This is a genomic window from Paenibacillus sp. L3-i20 (assembly GCF_022180385.2).
Taxonomy (GTDB): Bacteria; Bacillota; Bacilli; order Paenibacillales; family Paenibacillaceae; genus Pristimantibacillus.
The window spans coordinates 2,073,320-2,091,725 of sequence record NZ_BQME02000001.1; the positions used below are offsets into that span (position 1 = coordinate 2,073,320).

17 protein-coding genes are annotated in these 18,406 nt (G+C 41.8%); 10 read left to right on the forward strand and 7 right to left on the reverse strand.

The window, feature by feature from the left end; translation table 11 throughout:
• Positions 1 to 21 precede the first annotated feature (21 nt).
• The 8 genes from MFF31_RS09740 to rlmN all read left to right on the forward strand — a co-directional run bounded on the left by MFF31_RS09740 (position 22) and on the right by rlmN (position 8,213).
• Positions 22 to 1,167 (forward strand): ABC transporter permease, encoded by a 1,146-nt coding sequence (locus MFF31_RS09740; RefSeq protein ID WP_238187814.1) that lies wholly within the window; start codon positions 22 to 24, stop codon positions 1,165 to 1,167.
• A 276-nt stretch (positions 1,168 to 1,443) separates the two neighbouring features.
• Positions 1,444 to 1,944: a hypothetical protein gene (locus tag MFF31_RS09745; RefSeq protein WP_238187815.1), complete on the forward strand. Its 501-nt coding sequence runs from the start codon at positions 1,444 to 1,446 to the stop codon at positions 1,942 to 1,944.
• 1 nt (position 1,945) lies between these two features.
• On the forward strand, positions 1,946 to 3,019 hold the full coding sequence (locus tag MFF31_RS09750; RefSeq protein ID WP_238187816.1) for a hypothetical protein: 1,074 nt from the start codon (positions 1,946 to 1,948) through the stop codon (positions 3,017 to 3,019).
• Positions 3,009 to 4,028, forward strand: a complete 1,020-nt coding sequence (locus MFF31_RS09755; RefSeq protein WP_238187817.1) for a hypothetical protein — start codon at positions 3,009 to 3,011, stop codon at positions 4,026 to 4,028. Before MFF31_RS09750 ends, MFF31_RS09755 begins: the two co-directional genes overlap by 11 nt.
• A gap of 60 nt (positions 4,029 to 4,088) precedes the next feature.
• Positions 4,089 to 4,664 carry a sigma-70 family RNA polymerase sigma factor gene (locus MFF31_RS09760; RefSeq protein WP_238187818.1) on the forward strand — a complete coding sequence of 192 codons (576 nt, stop codon included), beginning with the start codon at positions 4,089 to 4,091 and terminating at the stop codon, positions 4,662 to 4,664.
• Positions 4,654 to 5,643: a hypothetical protein gene (locus MFF31_RS09765; RefSeq protein ID WP_238187819.1), complete on the forward strand. Its 990-nt coding sequence runs from the start codon at positions 4,654 to 4,656 to the stop codon at positions 5,641 to 5,643. The genes MFF31_RS09760 and MFF31_RS09765 overlap by 11 nt, the downstream gene beginning before the upstream one ends.
• A 236-nt stretch (positions 5,644 to 5,879) precedes the next feature.
• Entirely contained in the window at positions 5,880 to 6,986 is a 1,107-nt protein-coding gene (locus MFF31_RS09770; protein ID WP_238187820.1) for a TlpA family protein disulfide reductase, read from the forward strand.
• A 162-nt stretch (positions 6,987 to 7,148) separates the two neighbouring features.
• On the forward strand, positions 7,149 to 8,213 hold the full coding sequence (gene rlmN / locus MFF31_RS09775) for a dual-specificity RNA methyltransferase RlmN (protein WP_238187821.1): 1,065 nt from the start codon (positions 7,149 to 7,151) through the stop codon (positions 8,211 to 8,213).
• A 158-nt stretch (positions 8,214 to 8,371) separates the two neighbouring features.
• On the opposite strand, the gene MFF31_RS09780 is transcribed toward rlmN, so the two are convergent.
• The 7 genes from MFF31_RS09780 to MFF31_RS09810 form a co-directional block, all read right to left on the reverse strand.
• A complete protein-coding gene (locus MFF31_RS09780) occupies positions 8,372 to 8,959 on the reverse strand; it encodes a hypothetical protein (RefSeq protein WP_238187822.1) in 588 nt (195 codons plus the stop codon).
• Positions 8,956 to 9,726, reverse strand: a complete 771-nt coding sequence (locus tag MFF31_RS09785; protein ID WP_248565443.1) for a hypothetical protein — start codon at positions 9,724 to 9,726, stop codon at positions 8,956 to 8,958. The genes MFF31_RS09780 and MFF31_RS09785 overlap by 4 nt, the downstream gene beginning before the upstream one ends.
• Positions 9,727 to 10,130: 404 nt before the next feature.
• Entirely contained in the window at positions 10,131 to 12,047 is a 1,917-nt protein-coding gene (locus MFF31_RS09790) for an ATP-dependent DNA helicase (protein ID WP_238187824.1), read from the reverse strand.
• Between the two features lie 122 nt (positions 12,048 to 12,169).
• A complete protein-coding gene (locus MFF31_RS09795) occupies positions 12,170 to 12,442 on the reverse strand; it encodes a zinc ribbon domain-containing protein (RefSeq protein ID WP_238188555.1) in 273 nt (90 codons plus the stop codon).
• A 108-nt stretch (positions 12,443 to 12,550) separates the two neighbouring features.
• Positions 12,551 to 13,498 (reverse strand): helix-turn-helix transcriptional regulator, encoded by a 948-nt coding sequence (locus tag MFF31_RS09800; protein ID WP_238187825.1) that lies wholly within the window; start codon positions 13,496 to 13,498, stop codon positions 12,551 to 12,553.
• Positions 13,499 to 13,547: 49 nt separating this feature from the next.
• The gene (locus MFF31_RS09805; RefSeq protein WP_238187826.1) at positions 13,548 to 14,612 is read right to left on the reverse strand and encodes a glycosyltransferase family 2 protein; all 1,065 of its coding nucleotides are present in this window, start codon (positions 14,610 to 14,612) and stop codon (positions 13,548 to 13,550) included.
• A gap of 37 nt (positions 14,613 to 14,649) precedes the next feature.
• On the reverse strand, positions 14,650 to 15,711 hold the full coding sequence (locus MFF31_RS09810; RefSeq protein WP_238187827.1) for a glycosyltransferase family 2 protein: 1,062 nt from the start codon (positions 15,709 to 15,711) through the stop codon (positions 14,650 to 14,652).
• Positions 15,712 to 16,011: 300 nt separating this feature from the next.
• Here MFF31_RS09810 and MFF31_RS09815 point away from each other — a divergent pair, with 300 nt between their 5' ends.
• Both MFF31_RS09815 and MFF31_RS09820 read left to right on the forward strand, forming a co-directional pair.
• Positions 16,012 to 16,719 carry an ABC transporter ATP-binding protein gene (locus MFF31_RS09815; RefSeq protein ID WP_238187828.1) on the forward strand — a complete coding sequence of 236 codons (708 nt, stop codon included), beginning with the start codon at positions 16,012 to 16,014 and terminating at the stop codon, positions 16,717 to 16,719.
• Positions 16,709 to 18,061 carry an ABC transporter permease gene (locus tag MFF31_RS09820; protein WP_238187829.1) on the forward strand — a complete coding sequence of 451 codons (1,353 nt, stop codon included), beginning with the start codon at positions 16,709 to 16,711 and terminating at the stop codon, positions 18,059 to 18,061. The genes MFF31_RS09815 and MFF31_RS09820 overlap by 11 nt, the downstream gene beginning before the upstream one ends.
• Positions 18,062 to 18,406: the final 345 nt, after the last annotated feature.

Here is an 18,406-nt window from a genome sequence, read left to right on the forward strand (position 1 = left end):
AGGGAGGAAGGTTGAACATAGATGATTGGAACAATCATTCGTAAAGAAATAGTGCTGGTATTAAAGGATAAAGGTACTTTCTTCTGGCTGATCGTATTGCCTATTTTGTTCATTGTTATTTTTGCATCCATCTTCGGTAAGCAAGAGACCGCGACATACTCCATACCTTATTATGATGCTGATGGAACGAAGCAATCGCAGCAATTAGTAGAAATGTTAGGGCAGGTTAAAGGTTTTGAATTAAAGCTGGATGAGGAGAACACGCTTGAAGAGCAGCTAAAGGGTGTAAAAGACGGCACTCAAACCTATTTGCTTGTTATTCCTAAAGGGTATGGAAACAAAGTTGGCGGCAAGGAAAGTACAGAGTTGGAGCTTTATCGGGATGTTACAGCGGAGGAAGCTGTTGCGCCGGTTATGGCATTGTTAGATAGCATTTCTAGCAGCTTTCAAGAGCATAAGCTTCGTGGTATTTTGTTAGAGATGGGACAAAGCGAGACTGTAGTAGATGCCATGATGGCACCACCCGTACAAGTGAAGGAGATTAAGGAAAACGCTGCAAAGGCCGATCCTATTACACAAATTGTACCTGGTTATACGGTCATGTTTGTATTTTTTATTATGATCAACATGATTACTAATTTTTTGAAGGATCGTCAGTCAGGTATGCTGACTCGCTTGCAAGGTACACCGATGAAGCCGTTGCATTATCTGCTTGGCATGTGGATACCGCATATACTCATTCTGCTCATTCAGTCAACCATACTTCTAGGCTTCGGGCGTTTAGTATATGGGCTTAACGTCGGTAATTTGCTTGCAATTGCTCTGATTGCGTTGGCGTTAGCCGTCTGTGCAACGGGAATTGGACTGATGCTCGCTTTGCTGGTGAGCAGCGAGAACACAGGTATCGCCATCGTTCAAGTGATCGCCTTGGGTGGAGCTATTGTAGCCGGACTATGGTTCCCGTATGACTTCCTTCCGAAAATATTGCAAACAATCGGCAAGTTCACGCCTCAATATTGGGCACAGAAGGGCATGCAGGATGTGATGATTAGGGGAGCGGATGTAACAGATATCGGCATAACGCTGTTCGTATTGTTTGGCTTTGGACTTGTAGGATTAACTGTGGCATTGCTGAGGTTTAAACGGTTTGCGCTGAAAACTGTTTAATAAATAAGTCAATTAACGGATTAATAAACAGGTAGATAAACAGATAGATAAACAGATGGATAAACAGATAAATAAACGGACTAATGAGCAGATAAGCAAACAAATAAATAAATAAATGTACTCACTAATAGAACGCCCTCAGGGGCGTTTTTTAGTTTTAGATACCATTAGATCACTAATTTAACATTTTCATTAATTGAAATGAACCTTTTCTACCGATCGAGCCAATATAGGAAGAGATGCAATACAGAGATAGATTAGGAGGATGAAACAGTTATGAAAAAAATTATTGTTATCGTTGTTATGTTAATTAGTTCAGCATTGATTTTAAGTGGATGTACAAGTAATAAGGTGCTGACACTTGATCATTACAAAGATGCACAGAGCATTAACTTAAGCTCGGAGACAGGTGGACTCAGCAGCCTTGATCGTACAGAGAAAGAAGTTAGAGAAGAGCGTGGTGAGCCGAATGTTAATGGTAGTATGCAGGGTGGCGGGAAGGTGCTTGAATATAACGATTATCAATATACGTTTGCGAAGGACAAGCTGACGGGCTTCTCCACGAAGGAAGGGCAAGCAACAGGCAAAGGTGTGAAGATTGGAGATGGGAAAAGTCGTGTTGAGGAGCTTTATGGCGAGCAATTTACCGAAAGTAAGTTGGACGATATGCTTATAATCGGTTATGCAGACAAGGAACGAGGACTCATCTTAGAGTTTGCTTTAAGGGATGGTGTAGTCGTGCAAACAATAGGATTACGAACGGAGATGTTCAAATAAGATGAGGGTGCTGGGGGGACATAGGCTAGCTTCAACTGATGCTGGACAAGCGACGACGGGTCAGCATTATGTGACGATTTTATTTGGCATATGGTTGGTTGTAGGTATTTTTATCGATGGTTATGCACATCGTCATGGCGTTGTGGAAACCTTTTTCACACCTTGGCACGCTAATTTGTACGCTGGTTTTTTAGTCTCAGCCTTTCGGATCGTTTATTTGGTCTATCGCAATAGGAGGAGAAATAATACGAGCTGGAAGCAATCTATTCCTGCTGGCTATGGTCTCTATCTATGGGGTGTACTACTGTTTTTCTCCGGCGGGCTGTTCGATTTGATGTGGCATACCGTTTTTGGCATTGAAAAGGATCTTGCTGCATTGCTCAGTCCTTCACATATAATCCTTCTTGTAGGTGCGCTGCTCATTCTGTCGAGTCCGTACTTTGCCGCCCAGAAAGTTATCGTGGAAGAGAAGCTCAAGTGGCGAAAGTTTCTTCCGACATTTTTATCGATTACGATGGCTACGGCTGCTTCTGGATTTTTTCTCATTTATGCGTGGATGTTCCACTATAATCTTCCCTCTAAATTGAACATTGATTGGATGCAGAATGAATATGGACTCGAGATAATTAAAACGATTAATGAGTCTAGAGGATTAAGTTATATTCTAATCACTACATTATTTTTAATGATTCCTTTGTTTCTCCTTATGAAAAGTTGGACTCTCCCAATGGGATCAATTACGTTGTACTTAGGCATTATTACGACATTTAATAGTTTTCTTGATGGATTCAGGCACTATCCTGTTATCGTTATTGCGATGACGGCGGGACTCGTTGGAGATGCGCTATATAGTTTACTACGTCCGTATGATGGGCGTGTTTGGGCATATCGCATCGTAGCCGCTGCGGTGCCAATGGTACTGTGGAGTTCGTACTTTATGTGGGTTCATCTATCATCAGCCATCGGTTGGGAGATTGAACTATGGACAGGCGCTATTGTGCAATCGGCACTTGCTTCTATTGCCATTAGTCTACTGACGTTTTCACCAAGGCGAGGTGTTGCGAGTGGGGGCTAAGTGGAGGAAAGCAGGTATTATTTTCGTATTATGGCTCGTCGTCATCTCGATGATAATCCGATCGATACCCCCGATCTTTAATACAGAAATAGAGCCGCCTACGAGCGGGTTATTGCCGTATTTGCAGCAAGGTGACATGCCGAGCTTTTCTGATAATGGATATAAAGTAGTTGTAGATATGAAACCGAAGGTTGTACAACGTTCTAGTGAAGATATGGTAGAGGCTAACGACATTTTAGAAATAGTAGATAGCGATATACAAAGAAATAGTGGAAATGATCAAGTGGCAGGGGGAGATGTGGAAGATGCGTACCACTATGCAAAGTTAGCACATGGTAATCCGCAAGAGGTCGACAACTGGATGACGCTGGTGATTACGCTGCAAGTACTAAACTCGTCAGATATACCAGTGAACGTATTTTCCGAAGACATGACGAAGTTAATGCATCTCATTGTGGTTGATAAAAGCTTGCGTTTTTTCGCCCATGTGCATCCGATCTATGAGGGAAATGGAATATTTCGAGCGGAGCTTACTGTGCCGTATGGAGGAAATTATCTATTTGTTACCGAATTTATTCCAGATAAGAAGGGCGTTACAGTCTATAAGCAATGGCTGAATGCAGCGGGGAAAGTGATGGAGCCCATTCATGAAACGCTAGATGAGGTTTATGCGACAACGGTCGACGGTGTTAGCTTCACACTATCCGTTATGCCGAGTTTCAAGGAGCTTCGCGCTGGTGAGATGGTCATGCTTAATTTTCACTATGAGGATGCAATAACCGGAGAGTCTATTGAGCTGGAGCCGTTTCTGGGGACCAGTGGGCACGGCGTTATTTTTGACATGAAGGCTGAACAATATGTACATGTACATGCTGCTGACGGGATGAGTAGTGAAGGTAATGTAATGTTTCATGCGGAATTTCCTAAATCAGGGTTATATAAAGTATGGGGGCAATTTAAATATAAGGGAAAAATTATTATCGTTCCTTATCTAGTGGAGGTTAAGTAGGAAATGGATACGAGGCAGTTGCAGAGTGAATAGAGGATATACGGAATGGGGACTGCGGGAATGAACGAACAACAGATAGCGGCATTGCTTATTCGCATACAGGAGGGGGATGAGAGGGCTTTCCAAGCCCTCTTTGAGGCTACGCGCGCTCATACATATAGTATGATCTATTTTCTCGTTGGAAGTGAGCGTGATGTAGATGATATTTTGAGTGAAGTATATATAGCCTTATTTCGTTCGCTGGATAGCTATAATGTCGAAAGACCATTCCTGCCGTGGTTTAATGGTTTAATTATTCGGCAAGCACGTGGCTGGAAGCGAAGATTGTGGCGAAGTTTTCGAATACTAGAACGGATGAAGTCTGTACAGCCAACCGACTATTCGTTTATAGATTCCGGTCTTGATGAGGTAAGCTATCGAGAGGAAATATTGCCACATGTAAACGGGTTATCTCATCAACTGCGTGAAGTTATCGTACTGCGCTATTTTCAAGACTATTCGTTAGAAACGATAGCAGAGATATTGAATATACCTGTCGGCACGGTGAAATCCAGAAACCATGCTGCATTAAAAAAGCTACGAGTACGGTTGGAAGGCAAGTCGGGAGAGAAGGAGATGTCTTCTTATGTCCATTGAAGAGAAGCTCACAAATGAGTTTGCACGGAAGTCGCAACAGTTGAATGGTACAGGAGAAATGGACCCGAAAGTGATGGGTGCGTACCGGAAAAGTGTAATGAAGGGGCGGAAAAGCTTGCTTCGAGGAAGTTTTGGGACGACGCGCTGGACGATCGGTATCGTAATTGCGGTTGTACTCCTTTCTGGGTTTGCATATGGGGGAAGCAAGCTGCTGATGGAGGATAAGTTTGGTCAATGGTCGTTTCAGCTTCGGACTAGCAGTGAAGAGATAACGTTAGATGATACAACAGCCAAAGAGGTTCGGGAATCGATTGCAGAAATTAGGGCACATCTTCAGCCAGGGGAGTCCGCATATATTTATTCAGCAGCGTTGGCAGAGTCACCCCAATCCTTCATTCGAATCATGGGAACCTTTGGTATCTACCAGCCAGTTGAAATAAATGACTGGGAACGGGCTATGGAGATGTTGAAAGCGAAGACGTCTATTGTAAACATGCCTAGGGAGCTGCCGGATCAGTTCGTCTTTCAAAGTGCTCATCAGGGTGGATTCCAATATGATATTCCTGTTATTGTTCCCCCGGATATGGTGGACAAGCTTCAGAAAGAGAGTGAAGATACTGGCAAACAGGTAACGTGGATGAGAGCACTAAAGGATAGCCATATACCAGGCGATATCACATTTATTTATTCGAATGCGCTCAATGAACAAATTACGATTACGATTAGACCGATTACCTCAGATCGAACGACACAAAAGATGATAGCGCCTAAATCCGTACAATATGAAACGTTCAAAGTGAATGGGATGAATGCTCACTATACGAGCAACAGCCAGTTTTTTCTAAGCAATAGCAACTATTTTCAAAATCTAATGTGGACTCAAGTGAATGGGAAGGCACAATATGTAATTAATGCTGGATCTGACTCGCCAAAAGTGAAGAAGGAGACTCTTGTGCAGACTGCTAAGCTGCTAGAGTAGCGAAGAGTTTGTGCAGATTGCTGAGTTGTTGAAGTAGCGTAAGGATTGTAGAGTTGTACAGCTGCACAGCTGGTAATGGAGTGATCTTGGAATAATTACTAGTATTCTAATAGGGATATAATGAGACTAAGGACCAGCATTCGTAATGTTAATTCGCAAAGCTCATCATGCTATAATGATTATACGAAAAGATGAGAGAAGCTTCCTCTCGTTAATGTCTCGTAGAAGGTCGGGCGATGAATGAAATGACGAATATACAAATAGGGTCGTTAGTTTTGAATACAGAGCTGTTGATTTATTTGGCTGCAGGTGTAGTTGCTGTCTTCGCCCTCCAGTTGAGAAGCAAGGGACATCCTCTAAAGGACAAAATTGTATCTATAGGATGGAATGCGGTCATTCTTTGGATTGTAGTTTGGAAGGGAAGTTTGCTTTTATTTGATCCAATGAGTGTTATTCGCAACCCCCTTTCTTTGCTATTTTTTAGTGGAGGAGCAGGGGGTTTTTGGCTTGCGACCTTATCGGCCGCAGGTCTCAGCTGGTATAGCTATAGGAAAATAGGTAGTCGTGCAGAGATGTGGAAATGGATGGGGATACTGCTAACGTGGTGGTCAGCCCCTTATTTGTTGATCGTTATTGTGTTTGGGGAGTCTGTAGTTTTCTTGCATTATATTGGGTTTCTACTAGCGGTCGGAGCGGGAATGCTACTACTTCGTCCTATATGGTGGTCAAGGATTAATAAATCCTGGAGTGAGGGCAAGTTGCGAGACCCTCGATTCGCCACACAAGTTGCGGTGCTGCTGCTTGTTTTGGGATTGTTAAGTTATACCTTATATGACCAGACCCAAAATGGTGTGTTGTCTAATCAAACGTCGAATGGCGGAGTTGGCGAAGCTGTAGTTGGTGCGCGTGAAGGGATGACTGCTCCGAGCTTTGAACTTGTTGATTGGGAGGGTGAAAAAGTTTCACTCGACGATTACCGAGGACAGACTGTTATGATTAACTTTTGGACAACATGGTGCAAAGTGTGCAAAACAGAGATGCCGCATGTGGAGAAGCTATTTGCGCATTATGAATCTGCTGGCGGGGACGTTGCGATAGTTACGGTGAACGTTACGAGCCAAGAGCAAAGCGCAAAACATGTGAGGCAATATGTTGAAGGGAAGAAATTTAAATTTCCAGTTTTACTGGATGAACGAGGAGATACTGCATCTCAATACGTTGTGAATGCGTATCCGACTACATTTATTTTGGATGGCAATGGCATTATACGAGAGCGATTTCTTGGGGCAATTAGTTATCATGATATGAAAAAGCGGATAGATCGTGTAGTTAAGGAAAAATAATGTTGAAGGTATAAGGGAGTGCTAACTTTATGCATAGGGAAAGGAGAGCCTCCCCCTTGTGTTCAGCTTCTATTTTTGGGACAATAAGAGACAGACTGCAAGCCCATACGGGATTTGAGCGGAAAGCACTTTAATATAGAGGCTTGAAAGAAGGATTATACGATGAATAAACCATCCATTTATGGATTAACATTAGATCAGTTAACAGCTTGGCTTCAGGAACGTAGCTTTCGGAAGTTTCAGGCGACGCAAGTGTGGGAATTGTTATATCGGAAAAGAGTCACTTCCTTCGAGGAAATGACGGAAGTTCGACCAGAATGTATCGCCATGTTGCAGGAGCACTTTGCTATTAGTACGATGGCTGAGCATGTGAAGCAGGAATCCAAGGATGGTACGATCAAATTTTTGTTCAAGCTGTTTGACGGCAATTTAATTGAAACAGTACTTATGCGTCACAAGTTCGGCTTATCCGTATGCGTAACAACGCAGGTTGGTTGCAATATTGGGTGCAGTTTCTGCGCAAGCGGCTTAATTGCTAAGAGCCGTGATTTGTCGAGCGGGGAAATTGTAGAGCAAATTATGCGTGCTCAATTGCACTTGGATGCAAGAGGTGAAGAGGAACGTGTCAGCCATATCGTTGTAATGGGCATTGGCGAGCCGTTCGATAACTTTACGAATATGACTGACTTTATTCATGTTGTGAAGGATCACAAAGGATTAGCTATCGGAGCGAGGCATATTACCGTTTCGACGAGTGGTCTGGCAGGCAAGATTAGAGAGTTTGCTGATAGCGATTTGAATGTTAATTTAGCTGTGTCACTGCATGCGCCAAACAATGAACTTCGTACTCGCATTATGAAAATCAACAAAGCTATCCCAATTGAAAAGTTGATGGAAGCGATCGATTATTATTTGGAGACGACAAGACGCCGGATGACGATCGAGTATATATTGTTAAGGGACGTCAATGATGGTGTGGAGCAAGCGATGGAACTTGCTGATCTGATGCGCAGCCGTAGTAAGCTCGTTAACGTCAACCTCATTCCGTACAATCCAGTTGATGAGCATAGCCAATATCAGCGTAGCGAGCAGGAGTCCATTCGAGCATTCTACGACGTGATGAAGAAGCAGGGTATTAGCGTCAGCGTGCGTCTTGAGCACGGAGCGGATATCGATGCGGCTTGCGGTCAATTGCGAAGCAAGCAGATGCGCGCGGCGAGTGAATAAGGAATCTACAATTGAGAACTAGATGAAGAATAGGACAACTTAGAGAAATGAGCAGAGCTCTACTTCAGTGAAAACTGTTGTGGGGCTCTGTTTTTTTGATGTATAGAGAGAGGGAATTCCATAAATTATTTATTTAGCAAAAAGTTATATTCTTCTCTTTAATTTATCGAATATGTCCAAGTAGATATTCTTGTTTCATCAGATGTACTACTCTCAGTTGTCATAAGTAGTGTGTTTTCGTCGATCCAAAAGAAGCGTATAGGTTTTATTGATAGATCAGCATCGGTATTGGGGAACTGGATAGTAAAGAAAGTGTTATCTCGTATATCCATAACTTTTAAATAACGCTCCTTTGACCCATCATTCAAATTAATGAAGAAGGCAAAGTATGAATTGTCTCGACTGAACCCTCTTATTTCTAAAGTGGTACTTAGAGTAGCAAAATCATCGAGTATAAATGATGCAATTTCTTCGACTGATCCTGACTGATCTACTTTAGCTATAAAAATTTCGGGATTTTTTCTATCCGTAAAATATTGTACCCCCCGTTCCGTGGAATAAGCGATCAGACCATCATGAACAGAATAGATAAAAGGGTCTATACCTTTTAGGCTTAAATCAAATTGTTTACCATCTAATGTAACTAGCTCATAGGAGGAACTCAAACCATTACTTGTTTCGGAGATGATGCTTTTGGAATTTAACCATGTATTTCTGGAATAATATTCACTTGGTGTATTAGTCACTTTGGTTTCGATGCCAGTAGTGAGATCGTATAAAAAAGAGAGGGATTTCTATTTGCAATGTCGTGTCTGTTAGAAGAATACATTAATTTAGTGTCATCGGGACTTAATGTGAACCCTCCATTCCAAATAACGTTGTTTGTCTTATATAAGTCGAGAGATTCTTGCATTAATGCCTCATAAGTTTTTCCGTTATAAGTACTCGGTATGAGTGGTTTGACCTGATTGTTGGTGTTGTTTACAAGCCAAATACCATCTTCCTTACTAAGGATCGAATTTTCCCCATATGATGTAATGTCAAATCCTGCGCCTAAGTGATCTAAATGTTGAGGTATACTGATCCATTTGTTATTTACCTGTAATTTCTGCATCTTAAGGATGGAATTATGGTGTCCAGACCGAATAAAGACATCGAATTTCTCTGTGACAAGGGGTGGACTTAGATGACTGCCATCAAATGTGTTAACAGTAAGTAAATCTGCAATCATGTGCCTTTGGGATTCCTCCCAATTATTTTTTAGGAAACGTCCATCAGGCAAGATGTTTTTACTAGTATTTACGCCAGGTTTATCATTCAGAGACTCCAGCTCTTTTGGTGTTAAAGGTTTCATTGACGCGTCGACCAGCAATTCCTTCGTTCTTTTGTAATCACTCTCTTGTATCTGATTAAGCAAAATAAGATGCATCGTGTCTAAGTTAATTATCCTATAATCATCATCACTGACGAATGTTAGTTTGTTGGCTGGACTTTCGGTGACGCTAGAAGCCACGACAATGAGAGGTGTCTCTGTATTGTTAGATGGTAAATGATTATTTTGATTGGAAGTACACCCGAGCAAGGCTAAACACGTCATAACCAATAGAATGAGCAGCTTAAATCCATATTTTACATTAATTACTAATAAAGAGACATATGATATAAGTTTGGATACTTCAAAATAATAGCTCTATTACTCGAAATCTTGAGGAGAGTAGAAGCATCTATTCAATGTGTAATACGTTTACAGGCAGGGGGGAGCATATCTATAGTGACAAGACAAACACCATTACATTTCCGGTAAATAAGGCCTATACGGTTCGTTAGCTACAAATCCGACAACAACATAGCTGCACCGCGCGCTAGTTTGTATAGTTGAGGAAGTTTGTCCCCCTTGTAAAATAAAAACGCTGCTCCTCACGGAAGCAGCGTTTTTATTTTGTCTTGTACATCGGGACGCATAAGCTCGCGGCCCATAATCGTAACCTTACCGCTATCTCCGCGCGAGCGGATCAAGCGGCCAATGCCCTGTCTTAAGCGAAGGAGCATGTAAGGCATGTCGACTTCCTCGAAAGGACTTACCGAGTCATTGCGTCTTGCTGTGAATACTGGATCATTCGAAGGGAACGGTAAGTCCCAGATGATGACATGAGATAAAGATGGACCAGGAATATCAAGTCCCTCCCATAGAGTCACAGCACATAGAACGCTTGTCTCATCATTTTGGAACATGGAGATGAGATGGCTAATTTCTGCACTTCCTTCATAGAGGAAGCGATAGTCCGCTTGAGCCGACGCTCCACGCTTATCAATCTGCCCTTTGAAGGCATTCAATTCCTCTTGGGAAGGGAACAAAATTAAGCCACGGCCACCTGACTGCTCAAGCAAGGAAAGCACTTTCCCGACTTTGTCTGTCACTTCTTGATCAGGCAATAACGCAACTTCCATCTGCTCAGAATAATCGTATGGAGAAGGCACTGAGAAGGAAAGAAACGTTTCCACACCTAGGTTTTGTGAAATATAATCAAAGCTCTCGTTAACCGATAAGGTAGCGGAGGAGAACACAACTGGCATTTGTTGTGCAAATACGCGGTCACGAAGCACTTCTTTAACCTTTTTAGGCATAAGCACTAACGTAAGCTCACCTTTATCTTCAGTTACCCAAGAGATGAGATCTTTCGGCTTATCAAATAATGCCAAAGCAATTCCGATCATCTCGATATGTTCTTCTACAATCTTCATTTGATAAGAATCTAGCGTATGCATGCCACTCTCGAATACAAGCTCTTCTTCAATAAGAGCTAGCCGATCGCGGAGACGGGCTACAGTCCTTAGCATCTCTCCATCAAGCACAACCTCTTTACGATCAGAGGCCGGAACTTTACGACTTGTCCGCTCAAGCAGATAGAACAACGCTTCGCTTGCTTCAATGGAATGCTCAATGGCAACCGCGAAGCTTTCACGAACTTCCCCTTGCAATAGCCGTGTCACAATAGCTTCAAAGACAGAGTGCTTCAGCTTGTACGTTAATGCGTTCTGCGTAGCTGTTTCAAGCAAATGTCCTTCATCAAAGACGACCGAGCTATGATCCGGCAGCAATGGCAACTGTCCTTCGCGCTTTCTTGCTTCGTACGTCCACACATGCTCCATGTAGAAATCATGAGAGCAAATGATCAAATCAGGCGATTTCCGATAGTGTTCCCGTGAGATCGTTTGACCGCAGCGATGACGCTGGCTGCAGACAAGGCAATCCTGGAATACATCCCATCCAAGTTTGTCCCACTCATCATTCGTAAGATCAGGATAGTCCTTGCGATTTCCGTATGGGTAAAAGGCTTGCATCGTACTCGGAGAATGAACAAATTCAGGTAGACTCCGGTATATGTTGCGATACATGTCATCCTCATCCTCGGAAGTACGCACATCGTCTAGCTTGTTTAGACAAATATATTGATCTGGCGATTTGCCTAGCCGTGCATCAATCGTAAGTCCGAGATGGCGGGCAAGCTTGGCAATATCTCCTTCTGGTTTAACTAGTTGTTCAATAAGTGATTCATCCGCACATGCGATAATTGCTGGTTTTCTCGTATATCGGGCGTAACAAAGTGCATATAACAAATACACCATCGTTTTACCTGTACCTACGCCAGCTTCAGCGAAAATCGTACCTTTGGTGCTATAGGCACGCTCCAATTGAAAAGCCATATAGATTTGCTCATCACGGGTTTCGAAGCCCGCATCAGGCAAAATTTCATAAAACACATCAGCGATCCAGTCGCTTGCTTGCTCAATAAAAGGAACTTTGGGATCAAAATTGAAAGGGTAATTACTCAATTGCAGGGAGCCTCCAGCTTAATAATTAAAACCATCCCTCCATTATACCTTAAATCCGAGCAAGATGTGAGCGAAGCTGCACGCTGCATGTTTTATTTAATAGAAATGGGTTGTTATTCCAGTTATTCTACCTTCCAACGCTTTAGTTCAGGTAAATTTTGTTCAAGCATCGCTTTCGCAGCGTTTTCTTCCATCCCATCCTCAATCAAATAGGGCAAGCAAACGGTAACCATTCCCTCTAATGTGAGGTCTGGTTGTTTAAACGAACCTTCTTCATAACAATAGGTGCAATAGTCATTAGTCTTCTTGCCACCTGCTTCAGTCCCCAATAAATCTGCACTAGGCATAGGCATGCCGCAGCTTTGGCAATACAATAATTGTGATTGATCTAACATCGTCAATGTAACCACTCTCCTTCTGGAATATATGTACAGTATAAATAACCTAACCTGACAGCCCTGTGTCAAGTTAGGTTATTTGTTTTTATATGTATGCCCACTCTTTTATTGCTCGTTATTTGAATACAGCTGTTGAATACGTGCTGCTTTCTCGGCAATAATGACGCGTATATGGGCAGGTTCGATCACTTCAATTGCCGGACCAAAGCCCAGTAAACATCCATAGAGCCAATCGTTTTCGGGTAAAGTCGTTTTTACTAACCAATCACCCTTGCTTAATGGCTCTAGATCTTCAATGTCGAAATATTCTTCGGCTATGTGTGTTGCCGAGTTATGAATATGAAGGGTGAGGGTTGCCATGTTATTCGAATCGTGCCAACCTTCGTCTACCCTATATTCTAGCGAGGGAACTGGTTTACGGATGAATGTTGCCGTCATTGTTTCAAGATTCTTCATTCGCAGCAGCTTGAATGTGCGAAAATCATTACGATCAAGACAGAATGCTTGCAAATACCAATGCTTCACCTTCCAAAGTAAGGTATGAGGTTCAACCTGTCGCAAGGAGAGTTTACCTTGGGCGTCTGAATAGAGAAATTGCACGATAAGGTTGTCGTTAATGGCTTTCTTTAATATGTACTGCTTCTTCTCTAACGGTCCTTGCTCACCCCAAGTTGTGAAGTCGATCAACACTTGATTCGTTTGTTGTACAAAACTTTCGGTTTGACTTGCGGGAATGATACTTGTTAATTTCTCCATAAGGAGCGCATTCAGATGTTGATCGTAGGATGTGGACATGCTGCGAAGCGCAGTCACGATCGCTGTCAATTCCGCATTTGTTAGCAGATTGCGATCTAACCGGTACCCCTCTGCTAGCCCGATGCCGCCATTCGTCCCTTGATAAGTGACAATCGGAATCCCGGATTGATTAATAGCTTCGATGTCACGATATATAGTCCGTACAGATACCTCGAATTGTTCTGCCAAATCTTTGGCTTGTACGATTCTGCGATTAAGCAGTAATATGACGATGGACAGCAGTCGGTCTAGCTTCATAGTTGCTACCTCCAAATGATCTGTAATTTGTTTTTGGTCGGGCTTGAAATTACCACAGATCTACAGGTCTTTTTAGAAAGTTATTTCTTTTCTTTTTCGATATCAAAATATAAATCATAAGCAAAATGTTGAACACATTCACATTATGTTTCATCGACATGAAGCAATAACGCAAAGCTTTTTTCTGTTCATCTCTATTAATATAGCTTAACGTATAAAATTGTCTTGCCAAGGCATAATTGGATAGGAGCAACAATCGTTTCCTCTTTTTCGGATCGAAGTTTTCCATCTTTTGTCTAAGATGCATCTTAAAAGACACCGTCCTGAGCCCAATCAATTCCAGCTTATCCAGCACCTCTTTGTTTTCATAGATCGTATCCGGGTCTAACGCCCGGCGATCACAGAAGAAATAAACGCTGTCCTGTGATAGATTGTACACAAAATGAGGTTTGCAATGCAGTGCGATACGACAATGATCGAAGAAATTAATAATAAACGCGCTATCCTCGCCGGCCTCATAACCTTCGCCAAACATTTCAAATGTTTCAAGTAATGACCTCTTAAATACCATTGTAATAATGTTGAAAATACTAAGCGAATCTGTAATATATTTCTCCAGCAACCCTGATTCAGCTGGGAAAACAATAACATCATCCTGCACATCGAAGTTTTTTTGGACACTTTCCAATCGTTGTTGATAGCTAATATCGTCAAATACATCATTTACTTTCCCGTTAACTTGTTCCTTCCAGAAGGCGAAGCAAATATCAACTTTCTTCTCCTCTATAATTCTCATACTATCTAGCAAATGACAATCAAACCATTGATCATCAGAGTCGAGAAAGGCGATATATTCACCTTTGGCCTGCAACATCCCGCAGTTTTTTGGTCCTGGCACTCCTTTCGTTCTATCGTTCACCACATATTTAATTCGGGCATCTTTAAGACAATATTGTTCTATAAGTTCCTTCGTATGATCTGTGCTCCTATCATCAACTACGATAAGCTCCCAATTCGTATACGTTTGTCCAATTACAGACTCAATCGAGCTTGAGACTATCGCTGCACGGTTGTATGTCGCCAATATGACACTAACTAGTGGCTGCTGATTCATATAAATAATCCCTCGTTTCTTTCATTTAATTACGTTGTTACCATAGATTTAACGGTTTTTTTAGGAACCCTCCACCTTTTCTTTTGGTCAAAATAATATGGAAGAGAAGCGTCACATTATATAGATTTACATTATGCTTTAGGGACTGAACGCAATAGCTTAATGCTTTTCGTTTATTAGGTTTGCAAACATAACTTAACGTGTAATATTGCCGTGCCAGTGTATAATTTGCAATGAGATTAAGCTTCTTTTTATTAGTAAGCCCGTCCGCCTTTTGTACCCACTGCTTTAGAAAAAGCTTATATTTAATCGATTGCAAGGCGATGGATTCTATCTTTTTGAATATCTCCTTATCACTATACAACGTGTCAGGATCGAGATGACGTCTATCGCAAAATAAATAAACGCTGTCTGGAGATTGGTTATATATGAAATGAGATTTTGTAATTAAAGCAATTCGGCACCGGTCGAAAAAGGGGATCATAAAAGCGATATCCTCTGCAATTCCGAATTGTTCATTGAACAGGCCGGACGTTCGAAGGAGTTCTTTCCTAAAAACCATTGTAGTAATGCAATGGAAGTGTTTTTTCTCGGTAAGAAATCGTTCTAGTAATCCCTTTTCAAAGACGATTGCATTTCCATGAACCTCAAATTGCTCTCGCATATTTTGTAAGATTTGTTGCTCGGTTTTATTATTGAAATTTTGATAGACGACATCACCATGGCGTTCCTCCCATAATGCAAAAGAAACATCGCTTTTCACTTCCCTGATAGTATCGATACTGTCTTTTAAATGAAAGTTATACCATTGATCATCAGAATCTAGGAAGGCAATATAATCCCCTTTTGCAAGCAACATGCCACAGTTTCTAGCTCCGCTTGTTCCCTTACCCCTATCATTTAGTGCATATTTTATTCGCTGATCCTTGTGGCTGTATGCGTTTATAATCGCTTTTGTATCATCGGTACATCGATCACTAACGACAATGAGCTCCCAGTTTGTATAGGTTTGTGCCATGACGGATTCAATGGAAGATGAGATTATTTGTGCACGGTTGTAGGTAGGTATGATAACACTTATGAGTGGGTCCTTATTCAAAACATCATTCCTTTCAGCATTGTATTCATTTGCATTTCTGTTGATGGTGGATAGATATTATCGAAAATATGGTCAAAAATGAAAGGGATTTTCTGGGTATCTCATTTAGTTTAAACTTTAAAATTTTACTATTCAAGGTACTTTTAGGGTGTTTTGCTAAATAGTAAAATGGTAACATATCCTATCGGAATATTGTGAGAATATAAAGCTTAATTTAAGGTTTTCTTTATTTCAGTTTAAATATTTACTGCTAATGTTAAATAAATAGATAAACGAGAAGAAATGAAGGGTGGAGATGGCATGATTCAGCTGTCAGGTATAAGTCACCAATTCAATATTGGAACGAAGGGAAAAGAGAGGGTTGTCCCCGTTCTACATAATATTGATTTGAAAGTAGAAAAGGGGGAAATCGTCGCTATTGTTGGTCGCAGTGGTTCGGGGAAGTCAACGTTGCTTAACCTCATGTCGGGCTACATTCGTCCAACAGCTGGAGACATTACCGTGCAAGGACAAGCGGTTACTAAGCTTGATGAAGGACAATGGGCGAACTTTCGATTAGCCAATTACGGCTTTATCTTTCAAAGCTTTCAATTGATTGCCAGCATGACCGCTTATCAAAATGTAGAACTGCCTCTTGTACTTAAAGGAGTACCGAGTGCTGAACGGGAAAAACGAGTTGATGAGTTAATGGAGAAGTTAGGACTCCAACAATATATGAGCCATTATCCTGGGGAGTTGTCTGGAGGGCAGCAGCAGCGGGTGTCAGTTGCTCGATCACTCATTCTAAAACCACCAATTGTGCTTGCTGACGAGCCATCGGGAAGCCTTGATAGTGATAACGAAAGAGAGTTGCTTACGATGATTCAGCAGCTCAATCATGAGTTTGGCATCACTTTCGTTATTATTACCCATGATGAGCAAGTGGCGTCAATCGCTCATCGTACGATTGGGCTGCGAGATGGGCGAATTGTGAATTCAGAGAGCAGGAGGGGTAGCTATGAAGTTTAAGGATCAGCTCCGGTTCGTCCGGCAAAATATGAAAAAAAACAAGATGAGATTATTTATGACGGTGCTTGCAACTGCGATGGGCTGTTCGTTTCTTATTGTTCTAGCATCCGTTGGGTTCGGACTCCAGCAGAGCATCGTGGACAATATTGTTGGTGATCGACTCGTTACCGCAATCGATATTAATAGCAAAAATCCAAATGAGTACAAAACCCCGGAACTAAATGATACAGATATCGCCTTTTTCCGCGAAATCCCACATGTAAAAGCAGTCACTTATCGTAATTATATCGGACAACCGTTACTTCCACGGGTGGGTGAGACGAAGGTAAATTACGGAGGGGCGCTGCAAGTTGATTTCGAAGCCGAGATGGCAGCAGGCTTTAAGCTGAGTGCAGGTCGCCTTCCACAAAATAGTGATGAAGTTGTAATAGGTTATCATATTCGAAAGCCACTTGAGACTAGTGAAGGAAAGGTCGTTCAAGAAATACCTGATGCAGCTGAATGGATCAATCAAAAAATGCTGCTGGATGTAACTTATTATGTCAACGGGAAGAAGTTAATCGAGACGATTGAACTTACGATCGTAGGTATAACGGAGAAGCCAACGAAGGAATGGATACAGGATACTACTATTTATACTGGGAGAGGTACTTTGGAGAAGATCGAATCGATAACAGGTACTCTGAATGGAGAAATTCCTTATTTTGAAAAGGAGCCAACCCCGGAAGAGGTAGATAAGCGTCTTCAGGAAATAGCAAAACCTACTGCAGCTAGATCGTATCATAAGGTTGAAGTTATTGCAGATAGCGCTGCTCATGTGAATGAGATTTCAGATGTCATTCGCGAAAAACATTACTTTAATTATTCCATTGCAGATGAATTGAAGCAGGTTAATGTGATGTTTCTTATTATGAAGATTGGTTTAGTTTTTGTTGGTACAATTGCAGTCCTTATTGCATCAATCGGTATATTCAATACAATGACGATGGCTGTTACGGAGAGAGCGCAAGATATCGGTATTATGAAGGCGATAGGCGCACATCCAACGGTCATTCAAAAGATCTTTTTGCTGGAGAGTGCCATTATTGGCGTACTGGGGGCGGTAATTGGGACCGTTGTATCTTACATCATCTCGTTTGCCGTCAATGCAGGCTTGCCGCTGCTTATTAAATCATTTATGGAAGAGGATGTACCGCAAGGATTTGTATTTTCGCTTATTCCACCTTACTTGGCTATTTTAGCGTGTTTAATCTCGCTGGGTGTGGCAATGTTGTCGGGTTATCGTCCGGCCAAAAGAGCAACTCGCATCGATGTGCTTCGGGCGCTTCGCCGAGATATGTAAATAGATTAGGATAAGGCTGTCCCAAAAGCATGCATGGCTATCGTTCAAACTGCGCAAGACATATGCTTCCGATCGCTGTTGTATCCAAATTCCCTAAATGAATGGGTTATGGGTGGAATTCGGATACAAAGGCGAACGCTATCGCTTCTCCAGCATATGTCTTACTCTGTTTGTTCTAGCCAGCAAAACTGCTATGGGATGGCCTTTTTCTGTTTTTATGGGAAAACAAGTTAAATAAAATTGTTATTGACCAACATGGTCAATAGGAATATACTGTAATTGACCAGGTTGGTCAATTGAATAAATGATTTAAACAACGTCTAAATAAATGTGCCGCATAGTTTC

Bases quoted from the DNA above. Each gene is read 5' to 3' on its own strand.
- MFF31_RS09740 (WP_238187814.1), top strand. From the start codon at position 22: ATGATTGGAACAATCATTCGTAAAGAAATAGTGCTGGTATTAAAGGAT.
- MFF31_RS09815 (WP_238187828.1), top strand. From the start codon at position 16,012: ATGATTCAGCTGTCAGGTATAAGTCACCAATTCAATATTGGAACGAAG.
- MFF31_RS09800 (WP_238187825.1), bottom strand. From the start codon at position 13,498: ATGAAGCTAGACCGACTGCTGTCCATCGTCATATTACTGCTTAATCGC.
- MFF31_RS09795 (WP_238188555.1), bottom strand. From the start codon at position 12,442: ATGTTAGATCAATCACAATTATTGTATTGCCAAAGCTGCGGCATGCCT.
- MFF31_RS09805 (WP_238187826.1), bottom strand. From the start codon at position 14,612: ATGAATCAGCAGCCACTAGTTAGTGTCATATTGGCGACATACAACCGT.
- MFF31_RS09765 (WP_238187819.1), top strand. From the start codon at position 4,654: ATGTCCATTGAAGAGAAGCTCACAAATGAGTTTGCACGGAAGTCGCAA.
- MFF31_RS09760 (WP_238187818.1), top strand. From the start codon at position 4,089: ATGAACGAACAACAGATAGCGGCATTGCTTATTCGCATACAGGAGGGG.
- MFF31_RS09770 (WP_238187820.1), top strand. From the start codon at position 5,880: ATGAATGAAATGACGAATATACAAATAGGGTCGTTAGTTTTGAATACA.
- rlmN (WP_238187821.1), top strand. From the start codon at position 7,149: ATGAATAAACCATCCATTTATGGATTAACATTAGATCAGTTAACAGCT.
- MFF31_RS09745 (WP_238187815.1), top strand. From the start codon at position 1,444: ATGAAAAAAATTATTGTTATCGTTGTTATGTTAATTAGTTCAGCATTG.
- MFF31_RS09750 (WP_238187816.1), top strand. From the start codon at position 1,946: ATGAGGGTGCTGGGGGGACATAGGCTAGCTTCAACTGATGCTGGACAA.
- MFF31_RS09820 (WP_238187829.1), top strand. From the start codon at position 16,709: ATGAAGTTTAAGGATCAGCTCCGGTTCGTCCGGCAAAATATGAAAAAA.